Origin of the sequence: Neptuniibacter halophilus (genome assembly GCF_030295765.1) — a bacterium.
GTDB classification, from domain to species: Bacteria; Pseudomonadota; Gammaproteobacteria; order Pseudomonadales; family Balneatricaceae; genus Neptuniibacter; species Neptuniibacter halophilus.
Genome location: NZ_AP027292.1, coordinates 2404201 through 2420085 on the forward strand (window position 1 = coordinate 2404201; position 15885 = coordinate 2420085).

General features: G+C 53.3%; 18 protein-coding genes and 2 riboswitches. Of the genes, 11 read left to right on the forward strand and 7 right to left on the reverse strand.

What is annotated here, in order from left to right:
- Positions 1 to 13: 13 nt before the first annotated feature.
- Genes slmA through coaBC form a run of 4 tightly spaced genes read right to left on the reverse strand, consistent with a single transcriptional unit; the run spans position 14 to position 4215 of the window.
- Positions 14 to 610 carry a nucleoid occlusion factor SlmA gene (gene slmA / locus QUD59_RS11185; protein WP_286237082.1) on the reverse strand — a complete coding sequence of 199 codons (597 nt, stop codon included), beginning with the start codon at positions 608 to 610 and terminating at the stop codon, positions 14 to 16.
- Positions 611 to 622: 12 nt separating this feature from the next.
- On the reverse strand, positions 623 to 1525 hold the full coding sequence (gene argB / locus QUD59_RS11190) for an acetylglutamate kinase (protein WP_286237083.1): 903 nt from the start codon (positions 1523 to 1525) through the stop codon (positions 623 to 625).
- A 52-nt stretch (positions 1526 to 1577) separates the two neighbouring features.
- Entirely contained in the window at positions 1578 to 2966 is a 1389-nt protein-coding gene (locus tag QUD59_RS11195) for a phosphomannomutase/phosphoglucomutase (RefSeq protein WP_286237084.1), read from the reverse strand.
- A 22-nt stretch (positions 2967 to 2988) separates the two neighbouring features.
- On the reverse strand, positions 2989 to 4215 hold the full coding sequence (gene coaBC, locus QUD59_RS11200) for a bifunctional phosphopantothenoylcysteine decarboxylase/phosphopantothenate--cysteine ligase CoaBC (RefSeq protein ID WP_286237085.1): 1227 nt from the start codon (positions 4213 to 4215) through the stop codon (positions 2989 to 2991).
- Positions 4216 to 4370: 155 nt separating this feature from the next.
- Here coaBC and radC point away from each other — a divergent pair, with 155 nt between their 5' ends.
- From radC to rpmG, 3 genes are all read left to right on the forward strand, one after another.
- Positions 4371 to 5045, forward strand: a complete 675-nt coding sequence (gene radC, locus QUD59_RS11205; protein WP_286237087.1) for a RadC family protein — start codon at positions 4371 to 4373, stop codon at positions 5043 to 5045.
- Positions 5046 to 5259: 214 nt separating this feature from the next.
- The gene (gene rpmB, locus QUD59_RS11210) at positions 5260 to 5496 is read left to right on the forward strand and encodes a 50S ribosomal protein L28 (RefSeq protein ID WP_286237089.1); all 237 of its coding nucleotides are present in this window, start codon (positions 5260 to 5262) and stop codon (positions 5494 to 5496) included.
- 11 nt (positions 5497 to 5507) lie between these two features.
- Positions 5508 to 5675, forward strand: a complete 168-nt coding sequence (gene rpmG / locus QUD59_RS11215) for a 50S ribosomal protein L33 (protein ID WP_286237090.1) — start codon at positions 5508 to 5510, stop codon at positions 5673 to 5675.
- A 71-nt stretch (positions 5676 to 5746) separates the two neighbouring features.
- On the opposite strand, the gene QUD59_RS11220 is transcribed toward rpmG, so the two are convergent.
- A complete protein-coding gene (locus QUD59_RS11220; protein ID WP_286237092.1) occupies positions 5747 to 7339 on the reverse strand; it encodes a cation:proton antiporter family protein in 1593 nt (530 codons plus the stop codon).
- 146 nt (positions 7340 to 7485) lie between these two features.
- On the opposite strand from QUD59_RS11220, the gene mutM reads away from it, so the two are divergent.
- The 8 genes from mutM (at position 7486) to QUD59_RS11260 (ending at position 14777) form a co-directional block, all read left to right on the forward strand.
- Complete coding sequence (gene mutM, locus QUD59_RS11225) at positions 7486 to 8298, forward strand: bifunctional DNA-formamidopyrimidine glycosylase/DNA-(apurinic or apyrimidinic site) lyase (protein WP_286237093.1); 813 nt, start codon at positions 7486 to 7488, stop codon at positions 8296 to 8298.
- Between the two features lie 11 nt (positions 8299 to 8309).
- Complete coding sequence (locus tag QUD59_RS11230) at positions 8310 to 9242, forward strand: alpha/beta hydrolase (protein ID WP_286237094.1); 933 nt, start codon at positions 8310 to 8312, stop codon at positions 9240 to 9242.
- 104 nt (positions 9243 to 9346) lie between these two features.
- The gene (locus QUD59_RS11235; protein WP_286237095.1) at positions 9347 to 9892 is read left to right on the forward strand and encodes a phosphatase PAP2 family protein; all 546 of its coding nucleotides are present in this window, start codon (positions 9347 to 9349) and stop codon (positions 9890 to 9892) included.
- The gene (locus tag QUD59_RS11240; protein ID WP_286237097.1) at positions 9889 to 10935 is read left to right on the forward strand and encodes an MJ1255/VC2487 family glycosyltransferase; all 1047 of its coding nucleotides are present in this window, start codon (positions 9889 to 9891) and stop codon (positions 10933 to 10935) included. Before QUD59_RS11235 ends, QUD59_RS11240 begins: the two co-directional genes overlap by 4 nt.
- A gap of 279 nt (positions 10936 to 11214) precedes the next feature.
- The gene (locus QUD59_RS11245) at positions 11215 to 11457 is read left to right on the forward strand and encodes a hypothetical protein (RefSeq protein WP_286237098.1); all 243 of its coding nucleotides are present in this window, start codon (positions 11215 to 11217) and stop codon (positions 11455 to 11457) included.
- A gap of 107 nt (positions 11458 to 11564) precedes the next feature.
- A riboswitch (TPP riboswitch) is annotated at positions 11565 to 11656 on the forward strand.
- 52 nt (positions 11657 to 11708) lie between these two features.
- Positions 11709 to 12527, forward strand: coding sequence for a bifunctional hydroxymethylpyrimidine kinase/phosphomethylpyrimidine kinase (thiD, locus tag QUD59_RS11250; RefSeq protein WP_350227782.1), 819 nt, complete (start codon positions 11709 to 11711; stop codon positions 12525 to 12527).
- A 43-nt stretch (positions 12528 to 12570) separates the two neighbouring features.
- Complete coding sequence (gene thiC / locus QUD59_RS11255) at positions 12571 to 14460, forward strand: phosphomethylpyrimidine synthase ThiC (RefSeq protein ID WP_286237101.1); 1890 nt, start codon at positions 12571 to 12573, stop codon at positions 14458 to 14460.
- 77 nt (positions 14461 to 14537) lie between these two features.
- Entirely contained in the window at positions 14538 to 14777 is a 240-nt protein-coding gene (locus QUD59_RS11260; RefSeq protein WP_286237103.1) for a hypothetical protein, read from the forward strand.
- A 4-nt stretch (positions 14778 to 14781) separates the two neighbouring features.
- Here the strand turns inward: QUD59_RS11260 and QUD59_RS11265 are convergent, their stop codons facing one another.
- Positions 14782 to 15267: a MarR family winged helix-turn-helix transcriptional regulator gene (locus tag QUD59_RS11265; protein WP_286237104.1), complete on the reverse strand. Its 486-nt coding sequence runs from the start codon at positions 15265 to 15267 to the stop codon at positions 14782 to 14784.
- Positions 15268 to 15495: 228 nt separating this feature from the next.
- Positions 15496 to 15570: riboswitch (cyclic di-GMP riboswitch) on the forward strand.
- 10 nt (positions 15571 to 15580) lie between these two features.
- Positions 15581 to 15844 carry a DUF5062 family protein gene (locus QUD59_RS11270; RefSeq protein WP_286237105.1) on the reverse strand — a complete coding sequence of 88 codons (264 nt, stop codon included), beginning with the start codon at positions 15842 to 15844 and terminating at the stop codon, positions 15581 to 15583.
- Between the last annotated feature and the right edge of the window lie 41 nt (positions 15845 to 15885).

A 15885-nucleotide genomic window follows, 5' to 3' on the forward strand; every position in this document is an offset into this window, starting at 1 on the left:
CCTCCGGATGAGATCAGGCCTGACGGAAAACGCCGCTGGCCAGGCGCGGCCACTGGTCAGCCCACTGTTCAGTCGGCTTGCGGCGAAACTCAGTGCGTACAAACTGGCGGATGCGGCCTTCAGCAACGGCCAGCATCAGGTTAGCCGAAGCGCCAGCTGTAGTTTCGGTGCGTAAACCATCGCGCACTTCGGCCTCGCGCAGAATCTGTTTGAGTTGGGTTTCCAGTCGCTCAAAGAACTGGTTGATCCGCTGACGCAGGCGGTCGGTTTCGCCCGCCAGGGCATCACCGGTGAGAATGCGTGCCATGCCCGGGTTGCGCTCGACAAAGGCAAGCAGCAGAGTGAGCACCTGCTCACACTGTTTGATGCCGTCAGACTCCACCTGAGTGATCGCACTGACGCGGCTGAAGATCGTATCTTCAATAAAACCGATAAGCCCTTCAAACATCCGTGCTTTACTGGGGAAGTGCCGATACAGCGCGGCTTCAGAAACACCGACCTCTTTGGCCAGCGCAGCCGTAGTAATCCGCTGGCCCGGATTGACTTCAAGCATCTGGGCCAGTGATTGCAGAATCTGTTCCCGGCGGGACAGCTTTTCTTTTTCGCTCATTAATATCGATCCTTAAGCGCGACTGTTGGTGATCAGGGTGCCGACACCCTCATCGGTAAAGATTTCCAGCAGGCAGGAGTGTTCTACCCGACCATCGATAATGTGTGCGCTGACGACGCCGCTTTTTACCGCGCTCAGGGCGCAGTCAATTTTCGGCAGCATACCGCCGTAGATTGTGCCGTCTGCGATCAGTGAGTCCACTTGCTGTGTGGTCAGGCCGGTCAGGACGTTGCCCTCTTTATCCAGCAGACCTTCGATGTTGGTCAGCAGAATCAGTTTTTCTGCCTGCAGCACTTCAGCGACTTTACCGGCTACCAGATCGGCGTTGATGTTGTAGGAAGCGCCGTCTGTGCCTACACCGATTGGAGCAATCACCGGGATAATGTCGGAGTTGACCAGCATATCGAGTACTTTGACATTCACGCTGGCGACTTCGCCTACATGACCGATATCGATAATCTCAGGGGCTTCCATATCCGGCGTTTTGTGTTCTACGCGGAGTTTCTTCGCCTGCAGAAGCTGGCCATCTTTACCGGTCAGGCCAATTGCCTGACCGCCGTTGTTGTTGATCAGGCCGACGATCTGCTTATTGACCGCGCCGCCCAGTACCATCTCTACCACATCCATGGTTTTAGAATCGGTGACGCGCATGCCGTTGATAAAGTGGGACTCAATCTTCAGGTCGTTGAGAAGCTGGCCGATCTGCGGCCCACCGCCGTGGACGACGATCGGGTTGATACCGATCAGCTTCATCATCACGATATCGCGGGCAAAACTGTTCTGCAGTTTTTCATCAATCATGGCGTTGCCGCCGTATTTGATGATGATCGTCTTGCCAACGAATTTCTGAATGTACGGCATGGCTTCGCTCAGCACATGCGCTGTGGTCATCGCTTCTTTACGTGTTAAAGGCATCTTCTTTCCTTGTAACTTTATAACCCCCGCCCTGTTTCAGGCAGGGGTGTGATTATTCGTGGGGGATCGTCAGGCTGCTGTCGACTTCATGCAGTTTCTCTGCAAACTGATCCCGGATTCGCTGCAGGGCAGCCTCGGTTTCGGCCTCAAAACGCAGAACCAGTACCGGGGTGGTATTTGAGGCGCGTACCAGACCCCAGCCATCCGGGTAATCTACACGGACACCGTCAATATGGTTAGCTTCACCGCCGCTGAAGGTCTTCGCCTGTAATGCTTCAACGATTTCGAATTTGCTCTCATCGGTGACGCTGATGTTCAGCTCCGGAGTGCTGACATCTTCAGGATAGCGGTCAAAAAGCTCGCCGGCGGTGTCCTGAACTCCGGCCAGAATTTCGAGCAGGCGTGCGGCACTGTAAAGGGCATCGTCAAAACCATACCAGCGCTCCTTGAAGAAGATATGGCCGCTCATCTCGCCGCCGAGCAGTGCGCCACTCTGTTTGATCTTCTGTTTGATCAGAGAGTGGCCGGTGCGCCACATGGTGGCTTTGCCGCCTGCTTCGCGGATTACCTTGGCCAGAAGTCGGGAGCATTTAACGTCAAAGATGATTTCGGCGCCCGGATTACGGGAGAGGATATCTTCAGCAAACAGCATCATGACCCGATCAGGGTAGACGATAGCGCCCTGCTCGGTGATCACACCGACCCGGTCGCCATCGCCATCAAAGGCCAGACCGAGATCGGCGCCGCAGGCTTTGACTTTGGCGATCGCGTCCTGCAGGTTTTTGGGCTTGCCCGGATCAGGGTGGTGGTTCGGGAAGGTGCCATCGACGTCACAGTAGAGCGGGATGACTTCGCAGCCGAGTTTGTCGATCAGTTGCGGGGCCAGTTTGCCGGGAATGCCGTTACCGCAATCCACCACGACTTTCAGCGGACGTGTGAGTCTGACATCGCCCAAAATCCGATCCAGATAGGTCTGGCTGATATCCAGTTCGCTGTGGGCACCCTCGCCACTGCTGTAGTTCTGCTCAATAATTCGCAGCTTCAGTGCCTGAATATCATCTCCGGACAGAGTATGGCCGGCGAGCATCATCTTGAATCCATTGTAATCAGCAGGGTTATGGCTGCCGGTAATCATGACGCCGCTGCACTGCTGATCCTGATGAGCAGCAAAATAGAGGGTGGGCGTGGGGACAAAGCCCACATCGACCACATCACAGCCGCCATCGCTGAGGCCTTCACTGAAAATCTGTTTCAGTTCAGGGCTGGAAAGACGGCCGTCTGCAGCCACATGGACCCGGTTAACCTGTTGCGACTGTGCTTCGGCAGCAAAGGCCCGGCCCAGATGGTAAACGGTGTCGTCGGTCAGCGCGGTGCCGACGATGCCGCGCACGTCATAAGCGCGAAAAATAGCATGATCAAGCGTGCTCAGAGGGTAGCGCATGGGAATCCTTATGCTTGCAAAATTATTCGGTCAGGTCGCTGGTGGTTAAGCTGGCCTGATACTGGGCGGCGATTCTTTCGATCAGGCGAACCGCCAGTTGCCGCTTAGAGGCCTGTGGCAGAGTGTCTGCTTCCGTTGCCGAGATTACAGTGACGGCGTTTTCGTCGCTGTTAAAACCAATATCGCTGCGAGATACATCGTTGGCGATGATCAGATCGAGCTTCTTGCGCTCCAGTTTGCCGCGGGCATAGGCCAGTACGTCCTGAGTCTCAGCGGCGAACCCAACGGTGAAGGGTTTATCTTCAAGGCCGGCTACCGTCGCGACAATATCCGGGTTCTTCACCAGATGCAGCTCCATAATCTCTTCAGAGCCTTTTTTGATCTTGTGCTCGGCGACCGCAGTGGGGCGGTAATCTGCGACGGCTGCAGCCGCAATAAAGATATCGCACTGCTCAATGTCCTTCAGTGATGCCTGTAACATCTCTTCGGCGCTTTCAACTGACACCCGATCCACCCGTGCCGGGGCTGGCAGATTGACCGGGCCGCTGATCAGTTTCACCCGGGCACCGGCTTCAATAGCCGCTTCGGCGAGGGCATAGCCCATCTTGCCGGAGCTGTGATTAGAGATGTAGCGAACCGGATCGAGGGCTTCCCGGGTTGGGCCGGCGGTGATGTACACCGTTTTACCGGTCAGGCTATGGGAGCTGAACTGGTTGGCGGTGAGCCGGGCCAGCTCAGTGGGCTCCAGCATGCGTCCGGGGCCGGTATCGCCACAGGCCTGCTCACCGCTGCCGGGGCCAAAAATACTAATGGCGCGCTGTTGCAGTCTGGCGACGTTCTCCTGAGTGCCCGTGTCACGCCACATCGCCTGATTCATGGCAGGAGCCAGACAGATCGGTGCGTCGGTCGCCAGACACAGGGTCGTCAGCAGGTCGTTACCCTGACCGGAGGCCATACGGGCAATAAAATTGGCACTGGCGGGTGCGATCAGGATCAGATCGGCCCATTTGGCCAGCTCAATATGTCCCATGCCGGCTTCAGATTCCGGATCCAGCAGGTGCTGGTGGACCGGATGGCCGGATAGTGCCTGAAGAGTCAGGGGGGTAATAAATTCAGTAGCCGAGGCGGTCATGACCACCCGTACATCCGCGCCTGCTGTTTTCAGCAGCCGGGTCAGTTCGGCACTTTTATAGGCAGCAATACCACCGGTAATGCCGAGAATGATCTGTTTGTTAGTAAGTCTCTGCATACTTGCTGGCGACTGTATTCTCAGTGGTTGAGGGGTGATCCCTGCGGGAAGTTAAGGATCGCTACCATACCATTTTCGGGTGCGGTTTCGAAGATTTCTGCGTGCTAAAATTAGCGCTGTTTTCAAGGATGAAAATAATTAAGAGAGGGAAATCTATGTCTATATCTCACTGGCCGGAAGCGGAGCGGCCCAGGGAAAAGTTACTTTTGCAGGGCGCGCAGGCGCTTTCTGATGCTGAGTTGCTGGCGATCTTTTTACGTACCGGCGTGCAGGGGAAAAGTGCTGTTGATCTGGCCCGCGAACTGCTGCATCGATTTGGTAGTTTAAGAGCGTTGCTGGAGAGCGATCAGCAGGGGTTCTGCGCCGCGCGGGGCTTAGGGCAGGCGAAGTACGCCCAGCTTCAGGCGGTGCTGGAGATGGGGCGCCGTCATCTTTTCTCGCAGTTGCTGAAAGGGGAGGCGATGACCCGGCCGCAGCAGGTTAAGGCTTATCTGACTGCGCGTTTAAGGCACCATTCCCGAGAGGTGTTTGGTTGTCTGTTTCTCGATAACCAGCACCAGGTTATCTGCTTTGAAGAGCTGTTTCAGGGCTCGCTGACGGCGGCGGCTGTTTATCCGCGTGAAGTGGTTGTCAGGGCGCTGGCGCATAATGCCGCAGCGTTGATTCTGGCCCATAATCATCCGTCCGGGGTGGCAGAGCCGAGTCAGTCAGATCTGGGGATTACCGAACGCTTGCAGAAAGCACTGGCGCTGGTGGAGGTTCGTGTGCTGGATCATATGGTGGTCGGCGATGCCGAAGTGGTTTCGTTTGCCGAACGGGGGTTGCTGTAGAATACAGCAGAAAAAGAACTGGTGAAATAAAAGTCAGTTGTGTATAATCCGCGACCTTCTATCCACACTCCGGTTCGGTTTCTTGTCTAGTTACGGGACGCTCCGCCTGAGGAATGGTAGGGAATCTGGAGAGTGCAGATGTCAATTCCCGCAGCTATTCCAATAAATAAAGAAAGGATAGATTCGTAACCCTTAATTTCAGAAGGCTATTAATATGTCTAAAGTTTGTATGGTAACTGGCAAGCGTCCGGTTACTGGGAACAACGTTTCCCACTCACAGCGTAAAACTCGCCGTCGTTTTCTGCCAAACCTGCACTGGCACCGTTTCTGGGTAGAAAGTGAGAGCAAATTCGTACGCCTGCGTGTTTCTTCTAAAGGCATGCGCATCATCGATAAAAAAGGTATCGACGCAGTTCTGGCTGAAGTTCGTGCCAACGGCATCAAAGTTTAAGGAGCTGAATCATGGCTAAAGGCGCACGCGAAAAGATCAAGCTGGTTTCATCTGCTGGCACAGGTCACTTCTACACTACTGATAAGAACAAGCGTAACACCCCAGACAAAATGGTGTTCAAAAAGTACGATCCAGTAGTTCGTAAGCACGTTGAATACAAAGAATCTAAAATCAAATAAGATTTTGTTTCTATTAAAAAACCCGGCCTTAGCCGGGTTTTTTATTGCCTGAAAAAGACCGGTTGCAGCGCCTAATTGGCTTCTGCAACCTGCTCCTTTTTGTAGCCGATCAGTTGCAGACTTTCCTCTGCAAAACCCAGACCCGCTTCGCTGTAGAAGTTGAACACTTTATCGATGCCGCCTTCGACCAGTTGTTGGTGTTCATCCGGGTAACGGGCGATAGCAGCCAGTTCTCCGCGATAGTTGGCACATTGCAGTTGTTCGGCAATATTCAGGCTGTCCTCGATTGAGGGCAGGGCAAGCAGGACCAGCTTAATATCCTGAGTATCCAGGTTGGTCCAGAGGTCGGCGTCCTCACCATCCCCGCAGAATACATTCATACCTTTTTGCTGGAAGCGCTTGATGCGGCTGAGATCTGCATCCATCCCCCAGACCCGGTTACCGACGATACCATGCAGGGCTTTGAATGCGCCTTTGCCGACCCGACCAAGACCAATCACCAGAATTTCTGAATCTTTTGGCTGGATGAAGATATCGCTGGCCAGCGGGGTGTTGCTCTCGTAGCTCTTAATCTGATCTTTATATTTCAGATAGAGGCTATGCGCAGAGCGGTAAACAATGCTGGTGAGGACAAAGGAGATGGATACTGCCAGGGCCAGTATTACCAGCCACTCTTTGCTCAGCCAGCCGTTGTCGACACAGAGGTAGGCGACGATGAGGCCAAACTCACTGAAGTTGCTCAGTGCCAGTGCACAGAGGTAAGAGGTGCGGCCGCGCAGGTTCAGACGGGTAAAGATCGCGAAAAACATGATGTATTTCAGCGGTATCAGCAGGGCCAGAATGCTGGCCATGCCGAGCATCGACCAGGTCGGCAGTGCAGTGAAACCGATCGACAGGAAAAAGCCAATCAGGAACAGGTCCTTGAAGCTCAGCAGAGATTTTGTCAGTTCGCTGGCTTTCGGGTGCGAGCTCAGCAGCATGCCAAAGATCAGCGCCCCAAGATCGCCCTTAACGCCGACCAGCGTGAACAGTTCATAGCCTCCCAACGCGAGGAAAAAGCCGGCCAGAGGAAGCAGTTCGCCGTGACCGGCACGCATCAGCATATGGTTGAGCAGCGGGCGGATCAGAATCAGTCCAAACAGGCCAATGGCCCAGATCGAAGGAATCTTGCCGGTGGCAGCCACCAGAAACAGAACCGCTGCAATATCCTGCATTACCAGTACTCCGATCGCTAACTGGCCATGCCGGGTTTTCATCTCCCCGCTCTCTTCCAGCAGTTTAACGATACAGACGGTGCTGCTGAAACTGAGGGCAAAGCCGATCAGGGCTGCGGATTTAAAGTCCAGATCGGTGAAATAGGGGATCGACAGGCTGGACAGCAGCAGAAACAGTGAGCCGATCAGTAGCGTCCAGATACCCATATGCGACAGGGTGCCACCCCAGACCTCGGGGCGCAGCAGGTCTTTAATATTCAGTTTCAGGCCGATTGTGAACAGCATCAGAGTAATGCCCAGATCAGCCAGAGTGTCCAGGCTGGCAACCGGTTCAATCTGCATGAAATGGAGGATGAAACCGGCCAGAAGGTAACCGATCAGCGGCGGCATATTGATGAGGCGACAGCTATAGCCGCAGACAAAGGCGAATAAAATCCAGATAAAATCCATAGTCGCTAAGGTCTTCCTGATAGGGTGGATGCAGAATGTAGCATAGCTTCAGTTAGGTCGGGACTGGTCGTAAGGTTTAATTTAGCTTTTTTATGGTACCCTGCGGGTAGACCTGTTTTTTTGTATGTGTGAGCCTGACTGTATTCATGCCTGAATTACCTGAAGTCGAAACCACCTGTCGTGGTATTCGTCCCCATATCGATCAGCGAACTCTGGTTGCTCTGAAAGTCCGTAACCCTAACCTGCGCTGGCCAGTACCGGATTTCCTAGCCGGGCAGTTAGCCGGTAAGCAGATTCAGGGTGTTGACCGTCGGGGTAAGTATATTCTGTTACAGACCGATTGTGGTGAGGTGATGCTGCATTTAGGTATGTCAGGCAGCCTGCGGATTGTCGACCCGGAGGTGCCCCCGCAAAAGCATGACCATGTGGATTTCTGTTTTGATAATGGAACGGTGCTGCGGCTGACGGATCCGAGACGCTTTGGTTCTGTGCTGTGGCAGCCGGCAGGTGAGCATCATGAGCTGCTGTATCATCTGGGGCCGGAGCCATTGGGTGATGCCTTTAATGCTGACTATCTGAAGCAGCGCTGCAAAGGCCGGAAAACGGCGATCAAGCAAGTGATTATGGACAGTAAGGTGGTCGTGGGGGTGGGTAATATCTACGCGACTGAAGCCCTGTTTGCTGCAGGTATCGACCCGAGACGCGGTGCCGGAAACATCTCGCTTGAGCGTTTGCAGAGATTGGTCACCGAAATTAAGCGGGTACTGGCTGCCGCCATAGAACAGGGGGGGACTACCCTGAAAGATTTTGTCGGCGGTGATGGCAAGCCCGGGTACTTTAAGCAGAAACTGAGTGTGTACGGACGGGGTGGAGAGCCCTGCGTGAATTGTATGGCGCCACTCGCTGAGGTGCGTCTGGGGCAGCGTGCAACTGTCTATTGTAAACATTGTCAGCGCTGAGGGAGACCGTTATGAATGTGCCGATCAGACCACCATTGTTACGCCAGGAAAACTGTGAGTTTCGCCACCTGTTGCGGGATAAGCTTGGCCTGCACGATTACCTGCAAGAACGTACCGCCTTTTGTGTAGGTGAGCACAGCCTGCACTGTGAACTCTACGAACACAGCCCTGATGCGCCGACAATCCTGTTCCTGCCGGGAATCGGAACGTACACAGAACTCTATGCCGAATTGCTCTGTAAGCTGTCACGTCAGGGGTATAACCTGGTGGGGATTGATCCGCTGGGACACGGATACTCCGGTGGCGAGCGTGGTCATTATACCGTTGAGCAGATGTGTGCTGCGGTCAGTGAACTACTCGACGTTCTGCAGCAGCGTTACTCAGGCCCGTTTGGTATTTATGGTTATTCTATTGGTGCATTGCTGGCGGTGGCGGCGGCTGAAAATGATCCGCGTCTGTCAGCGGTACTTTGTGGAACGCTGCTGGTGCCGGATCTGGCGCCTGATTTTGCCTATCGAATGGGCTGGAACTGGACCTGGGCTTCTTCCCTTTTTCTGCCGGGTTTCAAATTGCCACTGGGTTCCCTGATCGATTTTGAACAGTTACTTGAGGGGCACCCCGCGGGCGCCGAGATCAAAAAAGATCCGTTGGTTGTGTTTGATTATCCGTTAAAAACCCTCTCCAGCCTGTTTACCCATAGCTGTAATATCGTCAATCAGGAGTATGCATTCGCCTCGGCTATTATGCATGGTGATCAGGATGAAGTGCTGCCGGTCAGCTATTCTAAAAGACTGGTGCATTACTGTGCCCAGCCATTGGAGCTGCTGGTGTTGGAGCGGCAGGGGCATATGGTGCCATTTCTCAAGCCGGATCTGGTGGTGACAATGGCCGCCCAGTGGTTTGAGCAGCAGTTCAGTCGGGAAATGGCTGACGCTCTGATCTGATCAGGCCGCAGTGGATGTAACATAACTGTCAATCAGCATTCACCGGAATGTCACCTGGTTCACCCATCATTGGAAAAATGATGAGAACCGGAGGCGTGCCGACCATGAGTGCCTTAAAGATTCTGACCACATTTGATCTGTTTGCTTTTAACTGGTGCCTTGGCTTGCCCAGCGCGCCACAACTGGCCAGAGTCAGTCGTCAGGTCTCCCGGCTGGGGGATGGCGGTTTCTATCTTCTGGTTGGCCTGATACTGGCGGTCTACGAACCGCAATTTGGTTTGTTGTTTCTGCTGACCGGGTTGCTGGCCTACACATTTGAACTGCCTCTCTACCTGCTGCTGAAAAATACCATCAAGCGTGACCGGCCCTGTGATTCTCTGCCGGTCGATGCCTATATTGTACCTTCCGATAAATTCAGCTTTCCCTCCGGCCATGCCGCGGCTGCGTTTGTTTTTGCTGGACTGGTAGCGCATTTCTATCCGGGCTTTACTGAGCTGGCCTATTCTCTGGCAGTTATGGTCGGTATTTCGCGAATTCTTCTGGGCGTGCATTATCCCACCGATATTGCGGCGGGCGCCGCTCTGGGCACGGTCAGTACAATGCTGGCGATAGATAATTTTCCTCATTTGCAGGCGCTTATCGGCGTATGAAAGTCCTTTACGGTGTGCAGGCCACAGGAAATGGCCATATCACTCGTGCCCGGGTGATGGCGCCAGCCCTTGAGCGTGCGGGAATTGAAGTGGATTATCTCTTCAGTGGGCGGGAGCCGGAAAAGCTCTTCAATATGGAGCCATTTGGCGACTATCGCTGTCGTCAGGGGATGACTTTCTATATGAAGGGTAGCCGGGTGGACTACGTTAAAACCCTCACTGCCAATAACCCGGTTCGTCTGATCAGAGATATCTGTGCGCTGGACCTGAGTGGCTACGATCTGGTGATCACCGATTTTGAACCGGTTACCGCCTGGGCTGCTAAACTCCGGGGAGTGCCCAGTCTGGGGATTGCGCATCAGTATGCTTTTCTGCACAAACTGCCCGATAGCAAAACCGGTTGGCTTCTTAAGCAGCAGATCAGCAGCTTTGCTCCGGCAAAAACTGCGTTAGGCTTGCACTGGCACCATTTTGATAAACCTATCTGTCCGCCGTTGATTCAGCCGCCGCTGTTTGAACCGAGCCAATCTGACAGAAAAGTGCTGGTTTATCTGCCGCATGATCCGCCGGATCAGATTGAAGCGGCTTTATCCGCTTATCCGGACTATGAGTTTTATATCTACTCAGGGTTAGATCAGCCTGAGGATAAGGGAAATATGCACCTGCGGCCGTTTTCCCGGGAAGGTTTTCACCGCGATCTTGCGAGCTGTGCCGGGGTTATCTGTAATTCCGGGTTCGGACTGCTCAGTGAAGCGGTTCAGTACGGTAAAAAGGTACTGACCCTGCCGCAGAAAGGGCAGGTTGAGCAGGAGTCCAATGCGGAGATTCTGGAGCTGCTGGGCATGGGTCTGGTGATCAATAAGCTCTCTGAACATGCGAAACTTGCAGACTGGCTTGAAATGAGTTCGCCGGAGCCGCAGATCTATCCTGATCTGGCGAGCGTGTTGGCGCAGTGGATTGCATCCGGTTGTCAGCAGCCGGTGGAGGCGTTAGTTCAGCAGGTGTGGCAGTTAAGTCCTGAAGCCGAAGCGGTTGTTATTTGACTGAAAGCGTAACAGCAAATCCGGAAGCCCAGGGGTAATAAGCTGGGTTTTTTTGTGTCTGGTAGTAGGGAGCGGGCTGTTGCTAAGAGGAATTACTGGAGAATTGATTGCTGACGTGGCTGGTTGGGGATGAGGGGGTCGCCTCTGTCCTTGAAACAACCCCGTCGCTGGCTCCGTAATCCTTGCGGTCTTTGTCCTGGGGCATCAATGCCATCCGTTCCGCTTATCGAGGCCATCCTTGTTATTCGTTCCATGAACAGGAGATCCACGAAATCCATTATGGCTTTTCCCGTTGAGAAAGATATAAGAAAAATTCCTAATTTTTCCTATATCTGCTCTTCTGAGGCAATAAAAAACGCCTCATTCCGTGAGGCGCTTTTTGCTGGCATTCCCTATTCCCTGCGGCGTGTGAGCCTGTCCTGGCAATGGCATCCTGCCGTCCGTTCCGCTTACAAGGCCATCCTTAGAAGTTCTTTCCATGAACAGGAGATCCATGAACCTAATTTAGTTCAGAATTCCTGAGAAAAATATAAGAAAAATTCCTAATTTTAATGGAAGCTGAATATTTTACATGACCGTTACGCCGAGGGTGTCTGGACAGGCGGGTGCAGGCCACTTACACTAGCGCTTTGTCTTGGTCGGGGTGCCCTTAAGGGCTGAGAGTATACCCGTTGAACCTGATCCGGTTTGTTCCGGCGTAGGAAATCGAGATAGGTATCTTATGAGAAGAGCTGTATCCCTTTACCCGGCCACGTTAATTAACGGAGGCTGTGGTGTCTGATTTTTCCTCTACTGTTGCCAATGCACTGACGATTGCCGGTTCTGATTCCGGTGGTGGTGCGGGCATTCAGGCCGATCTTAAAGCGTTTTCAGCACTCGGTGTTTATGGTGCATCAGTTATTACTGCGCTGACCGCACAGAATACCCGGGAAGTCCGTGCGGTCTTTCCTGTTACGCCAGCGTTTGTCATTGAGCAATTACAGACGGTTTTTGATGATATCCGGATCGATGCGGTTAAAACCGGCATGCTCGGTGATGCGGATATGGTCAGGGCCGTTGCCGGATTTCTGCGCGAGCGCCAGGTCAGGCTGGTGGTTGACCCGGTGATGATCTCGAAAAGCGGAAATGCACTACTGAGTCCCGATGCTGTTTCTACACTGGTGGACGAATTGTTGCCGCTGGCCGATCTGATTACTCCGAACCTGCCTGAAGCAGCGGCGATTCTCGGGCAAAGTGAGCCAGAGGATATTGAGGATATGAAATCACTGGCGCGGGCGCTGCACAAACTGGGGCCGCGGGCGGTATTGCTCAAGGGTGGGCATCTGTCGGGCAGTGAGTGTCCTGACCTGCTGTTTGACGGCACGGCGTTTCAACTGTTTGAAACCCCCCGAATCGAAACTCAGAATACCCATGGGACAGGTTGTACGCTGGCTTCGGCCATTACGGCGTTGCTGGCCCGGGGATTCAGTGAACTGGAAGCAGTGACTCAGGCTAAAGGTTATATCACAGCCGCCATTGCGCATGCAGATCAATTAAATGTGGGTGCAGGACATGGCCCGGTGAACCACTTTCATGGGTTCTGGCAGCCCTAGCGGCCAGTGCGTGTGAGGCAGACATTATAATAAAGGTTGAAAGATGGTAGATAATACAAAACAGAGCAAAGCACTGAGCCAGACAGCCACGGTTGACCGTGATTCTGTACAGCCGTTTCCCAAGTCACGTAAGGTCTATGTTGAAGGCAGCCGTCCGGATATCCGGGTTCCGATGCGTGAGATCTCACTGGACGACACGCCGACCGGTTTTGGCGGTGAGAAAAATGACCCGCTGTATGTATACGATACGTCCGGCCCTTATACCGATCCTGATGTCAGCATCGATGTGCGTAAAGGTCTGGCTCCTCTGCGTGAGGCCTGGATTCTCGAACGTGAAGATACTGAACAGTTGGCTGGCCTGACTTCCGAATATGGTCGTGCCCGCGAAGCCGATCTGCGTCTGGACGATCTGCGTTTTGATCTGCAGCGTAAACCCCGTCGTGCGAAGGCCGGTAAGAACGTCAGTCAAATGCACTATGCCCGTCAGGGGATTGTTACGCCAGAGATGGAATATATCGCCATCCGTGAAAACATGAAGCTGGCTAAAGCGCGTGCGGAAGGCAATGTGGTTGCCGAGCAGCATCCGGGATTCAGCTTTGGTGCTAATCTGCCGGCTGAAATTACGCCTGAATTTGTCCGTCAGGAAGTTGCCGAAGGTCGTGCGATCATCCCTGCAAACATCAACCACCCTGAGCTGGAACCGATGATCATCGGCCGTAACTTCCTGGTGAAGATTAACGGTAATATCGGTAACTCGGCAGTGACCTCTTCGATCGAAGAAGAGGTGGAGAAGATGACCTGGGGTACCCGCTGGGGTGCGGATACCATCATGGACCTCTCTACCGGTAAAAATATTCATGAAACCCGTGAATGGATTTTGCGTAACTCTCCGGTGCCGATCGGTACTGTGCCGATCTATCAGGCGCTGGAGAAGGTGAACGGCGTAGCCGAAGATCTGAACTGGGAGGTGTTCCGTGACACGCTGATCGAGCAGGCGGAACAGGGTGTGGATTACTTCACCATTCATGCGGGTGTGCTGCTGCGTTACGTGCCGATGACGGCTAAGCGTATGACCGGTATTGTGTCCCGTGGCGGCTCTATCATGGCGAAGTGGTGTCTGGCGCACCACCAGGAAAACTTCCTCTACACTCATTTCCGTGAGATCTGTGAGATCTGTAAAGCTTATGACGTTTCCTTCTCGCTGGGTGATGGTCTGCGTCCGGGCTCTGTTTACGATGCCAATGATGAGGCACAGTTTGCCGAACTGGAAACTCTGGGTGAGCTGACCAAGATCGCCTGGGAGTACGATGTTCAGGTGATGATCGAAGGTCCGGGTCACGTGCCGATGCACATGATCAAGGAGAACATGGATAAGCAGTTGAAAGAGTGTCACGAAGCGCCTTTCTATACGCTGGGCCCATTGACGACGGATATTGCGCCGGGCTATGACCACATTACTTCCGGTATCGGTGCGGCGATGATCGGCTGGTATGGTTGTGCCATGCTCTGCTACGTAACACCAAAAGAGCATTTAGGCCTGCCGAACAAGGCGGACGTAAAAGAGGGGATTATCACGTATAAAATTGCGGCTCATGCGGCGGATCTGGCGAAAGGTCATCCGGGTGCGCAGATTCGTGATAATGCCATGTCCAAGGCGCGTTTTGAGTTCCGTTGGGAAGATCAGTTTAATATTGGTCTGGATCCGGATACGGCGCGTGCTTATCATGATGAAACTCTGCCTAAAGAATCCTCTAAGGTGGCGCACTTCTGCTCAATGTGCGGACCTAAGTTCTGTTCCATGAAGATCTCTCAGGAGGTGCGTGAACTGGACGATGCAGAGGTGGCGGCGATTAATGCCCATGCTGATCAGGGGATGCAGGAGAAGTCTGCAGAGTTTAAGGAATCCGGTTCAGAGATCTACCATAAGGTGTAAGGTCTGAACTACATGCAAAGCCGCCGTTACCGGCGGCTTTTTTATGTACGTTGACCCGTAGCTGGAGAGTAATAACGATGAGTGACGAACTGCTGAAATACCTGCTGGTGGTCTTGCTGGTGATCTTTGCGTTTACACCGGTGACCCTGAACGCATTGCGTCGCCGACGCGAAAACCCGCCACCAATGGCGGCGAATGATCGTAAACTGTATCGCTTGTGGCGTTCAGACCCTGAGGCCTATGCGCGTCAGTATGGCGAGATGGATAAGCAGTATCTGGCCGCTCAGGAAAAGAAAAAAAACTCGGATCAGGCCTGAGGGTTCAAAAAACGCTGATCTGGTGATCCCAGAACGTTTCCAGACGTTTCAGTTGTGAGCGCAGGCTGTTGAGTTCTTCGCCTGCCAGTAGTTGCTCTGCACTGATCTGTTCCAGTTGCTGGTCGAACAGTTCTGAGATCAGGTTGTGAATGGCCAGACCTTTCTGGCTTAATTTTATTCTCACCGAACGCAGGTCGTGTTCGGAGCGCTCCTGACGGATGTAGCCGTTGCCGACCATTTTTTTCAGATTGTAGGAGACGTTAGATCCCAGATAGTAGCCTCGGGTGCGCAGCTCCCCGGCGGTCATTTCACGGTCGCCGATATTATGCAGCAGCAGCGCCTGAACGCTGTTGATATCGGTATAGCCCAGCGCTTCCAGCCGGAACTTGAGTATATCGAGAATACGCCGGTGCAGGCGCTCAATCAGGCGCAGGCACTCAAGGAAATCGGTGCGCTGGTTCTGCGCATCGTCAGTGTTATCAAGATCCATTCGTTTCCAGCTCTTTGTAACTTCAGGGCTGCCCCATATTAAGCCTGATAGGATTGAAAAGGGGAAGGGATCTCAGGTCGTTTGAATCGTATTGTTCCTGTAATAACGAATCAATCTATGCCAATCCTGAAAAATGCTGCTACTATTAGTTCTAGGTCTGTTTGAAAAGGGCTCGGCATCGCATGCTGAGCCGCTGATTGAACAGCCTATTCCAGCGAATAGATCCTCTCTCGATAATGGCAAACCTGGAGCAATCCGGGGACGCAAAGTCACAGATCCCCTGTGGATGGCTGGGCTACCGAAGGAGAGACATCTACTTTTTAATCAGAGGATGCCCTTCTGGCAACTGGCGCTCAATCCATAGAGCCAGCTTGTGTTTCATATTGGGCTCGCTGTCCTGATCTTTCGCCAGTGGCTGAATCAACCCGTCCTTCACCAGTAAACGGTAAATCGCTTTGATCTTGTTTGAAGCACTGTCGGTGGGTTCAAACTTTCCGGCTCCCCGTTTCTCAAAGTAGAGAGCTCCGACCCTGAGGGCCTCCTTTACCAACTCAGCTTCATGCTTGTGTTTTTTCATGATTAAAGGCCCACGCGTCTATGCTTAGTTCATTGCCTGAA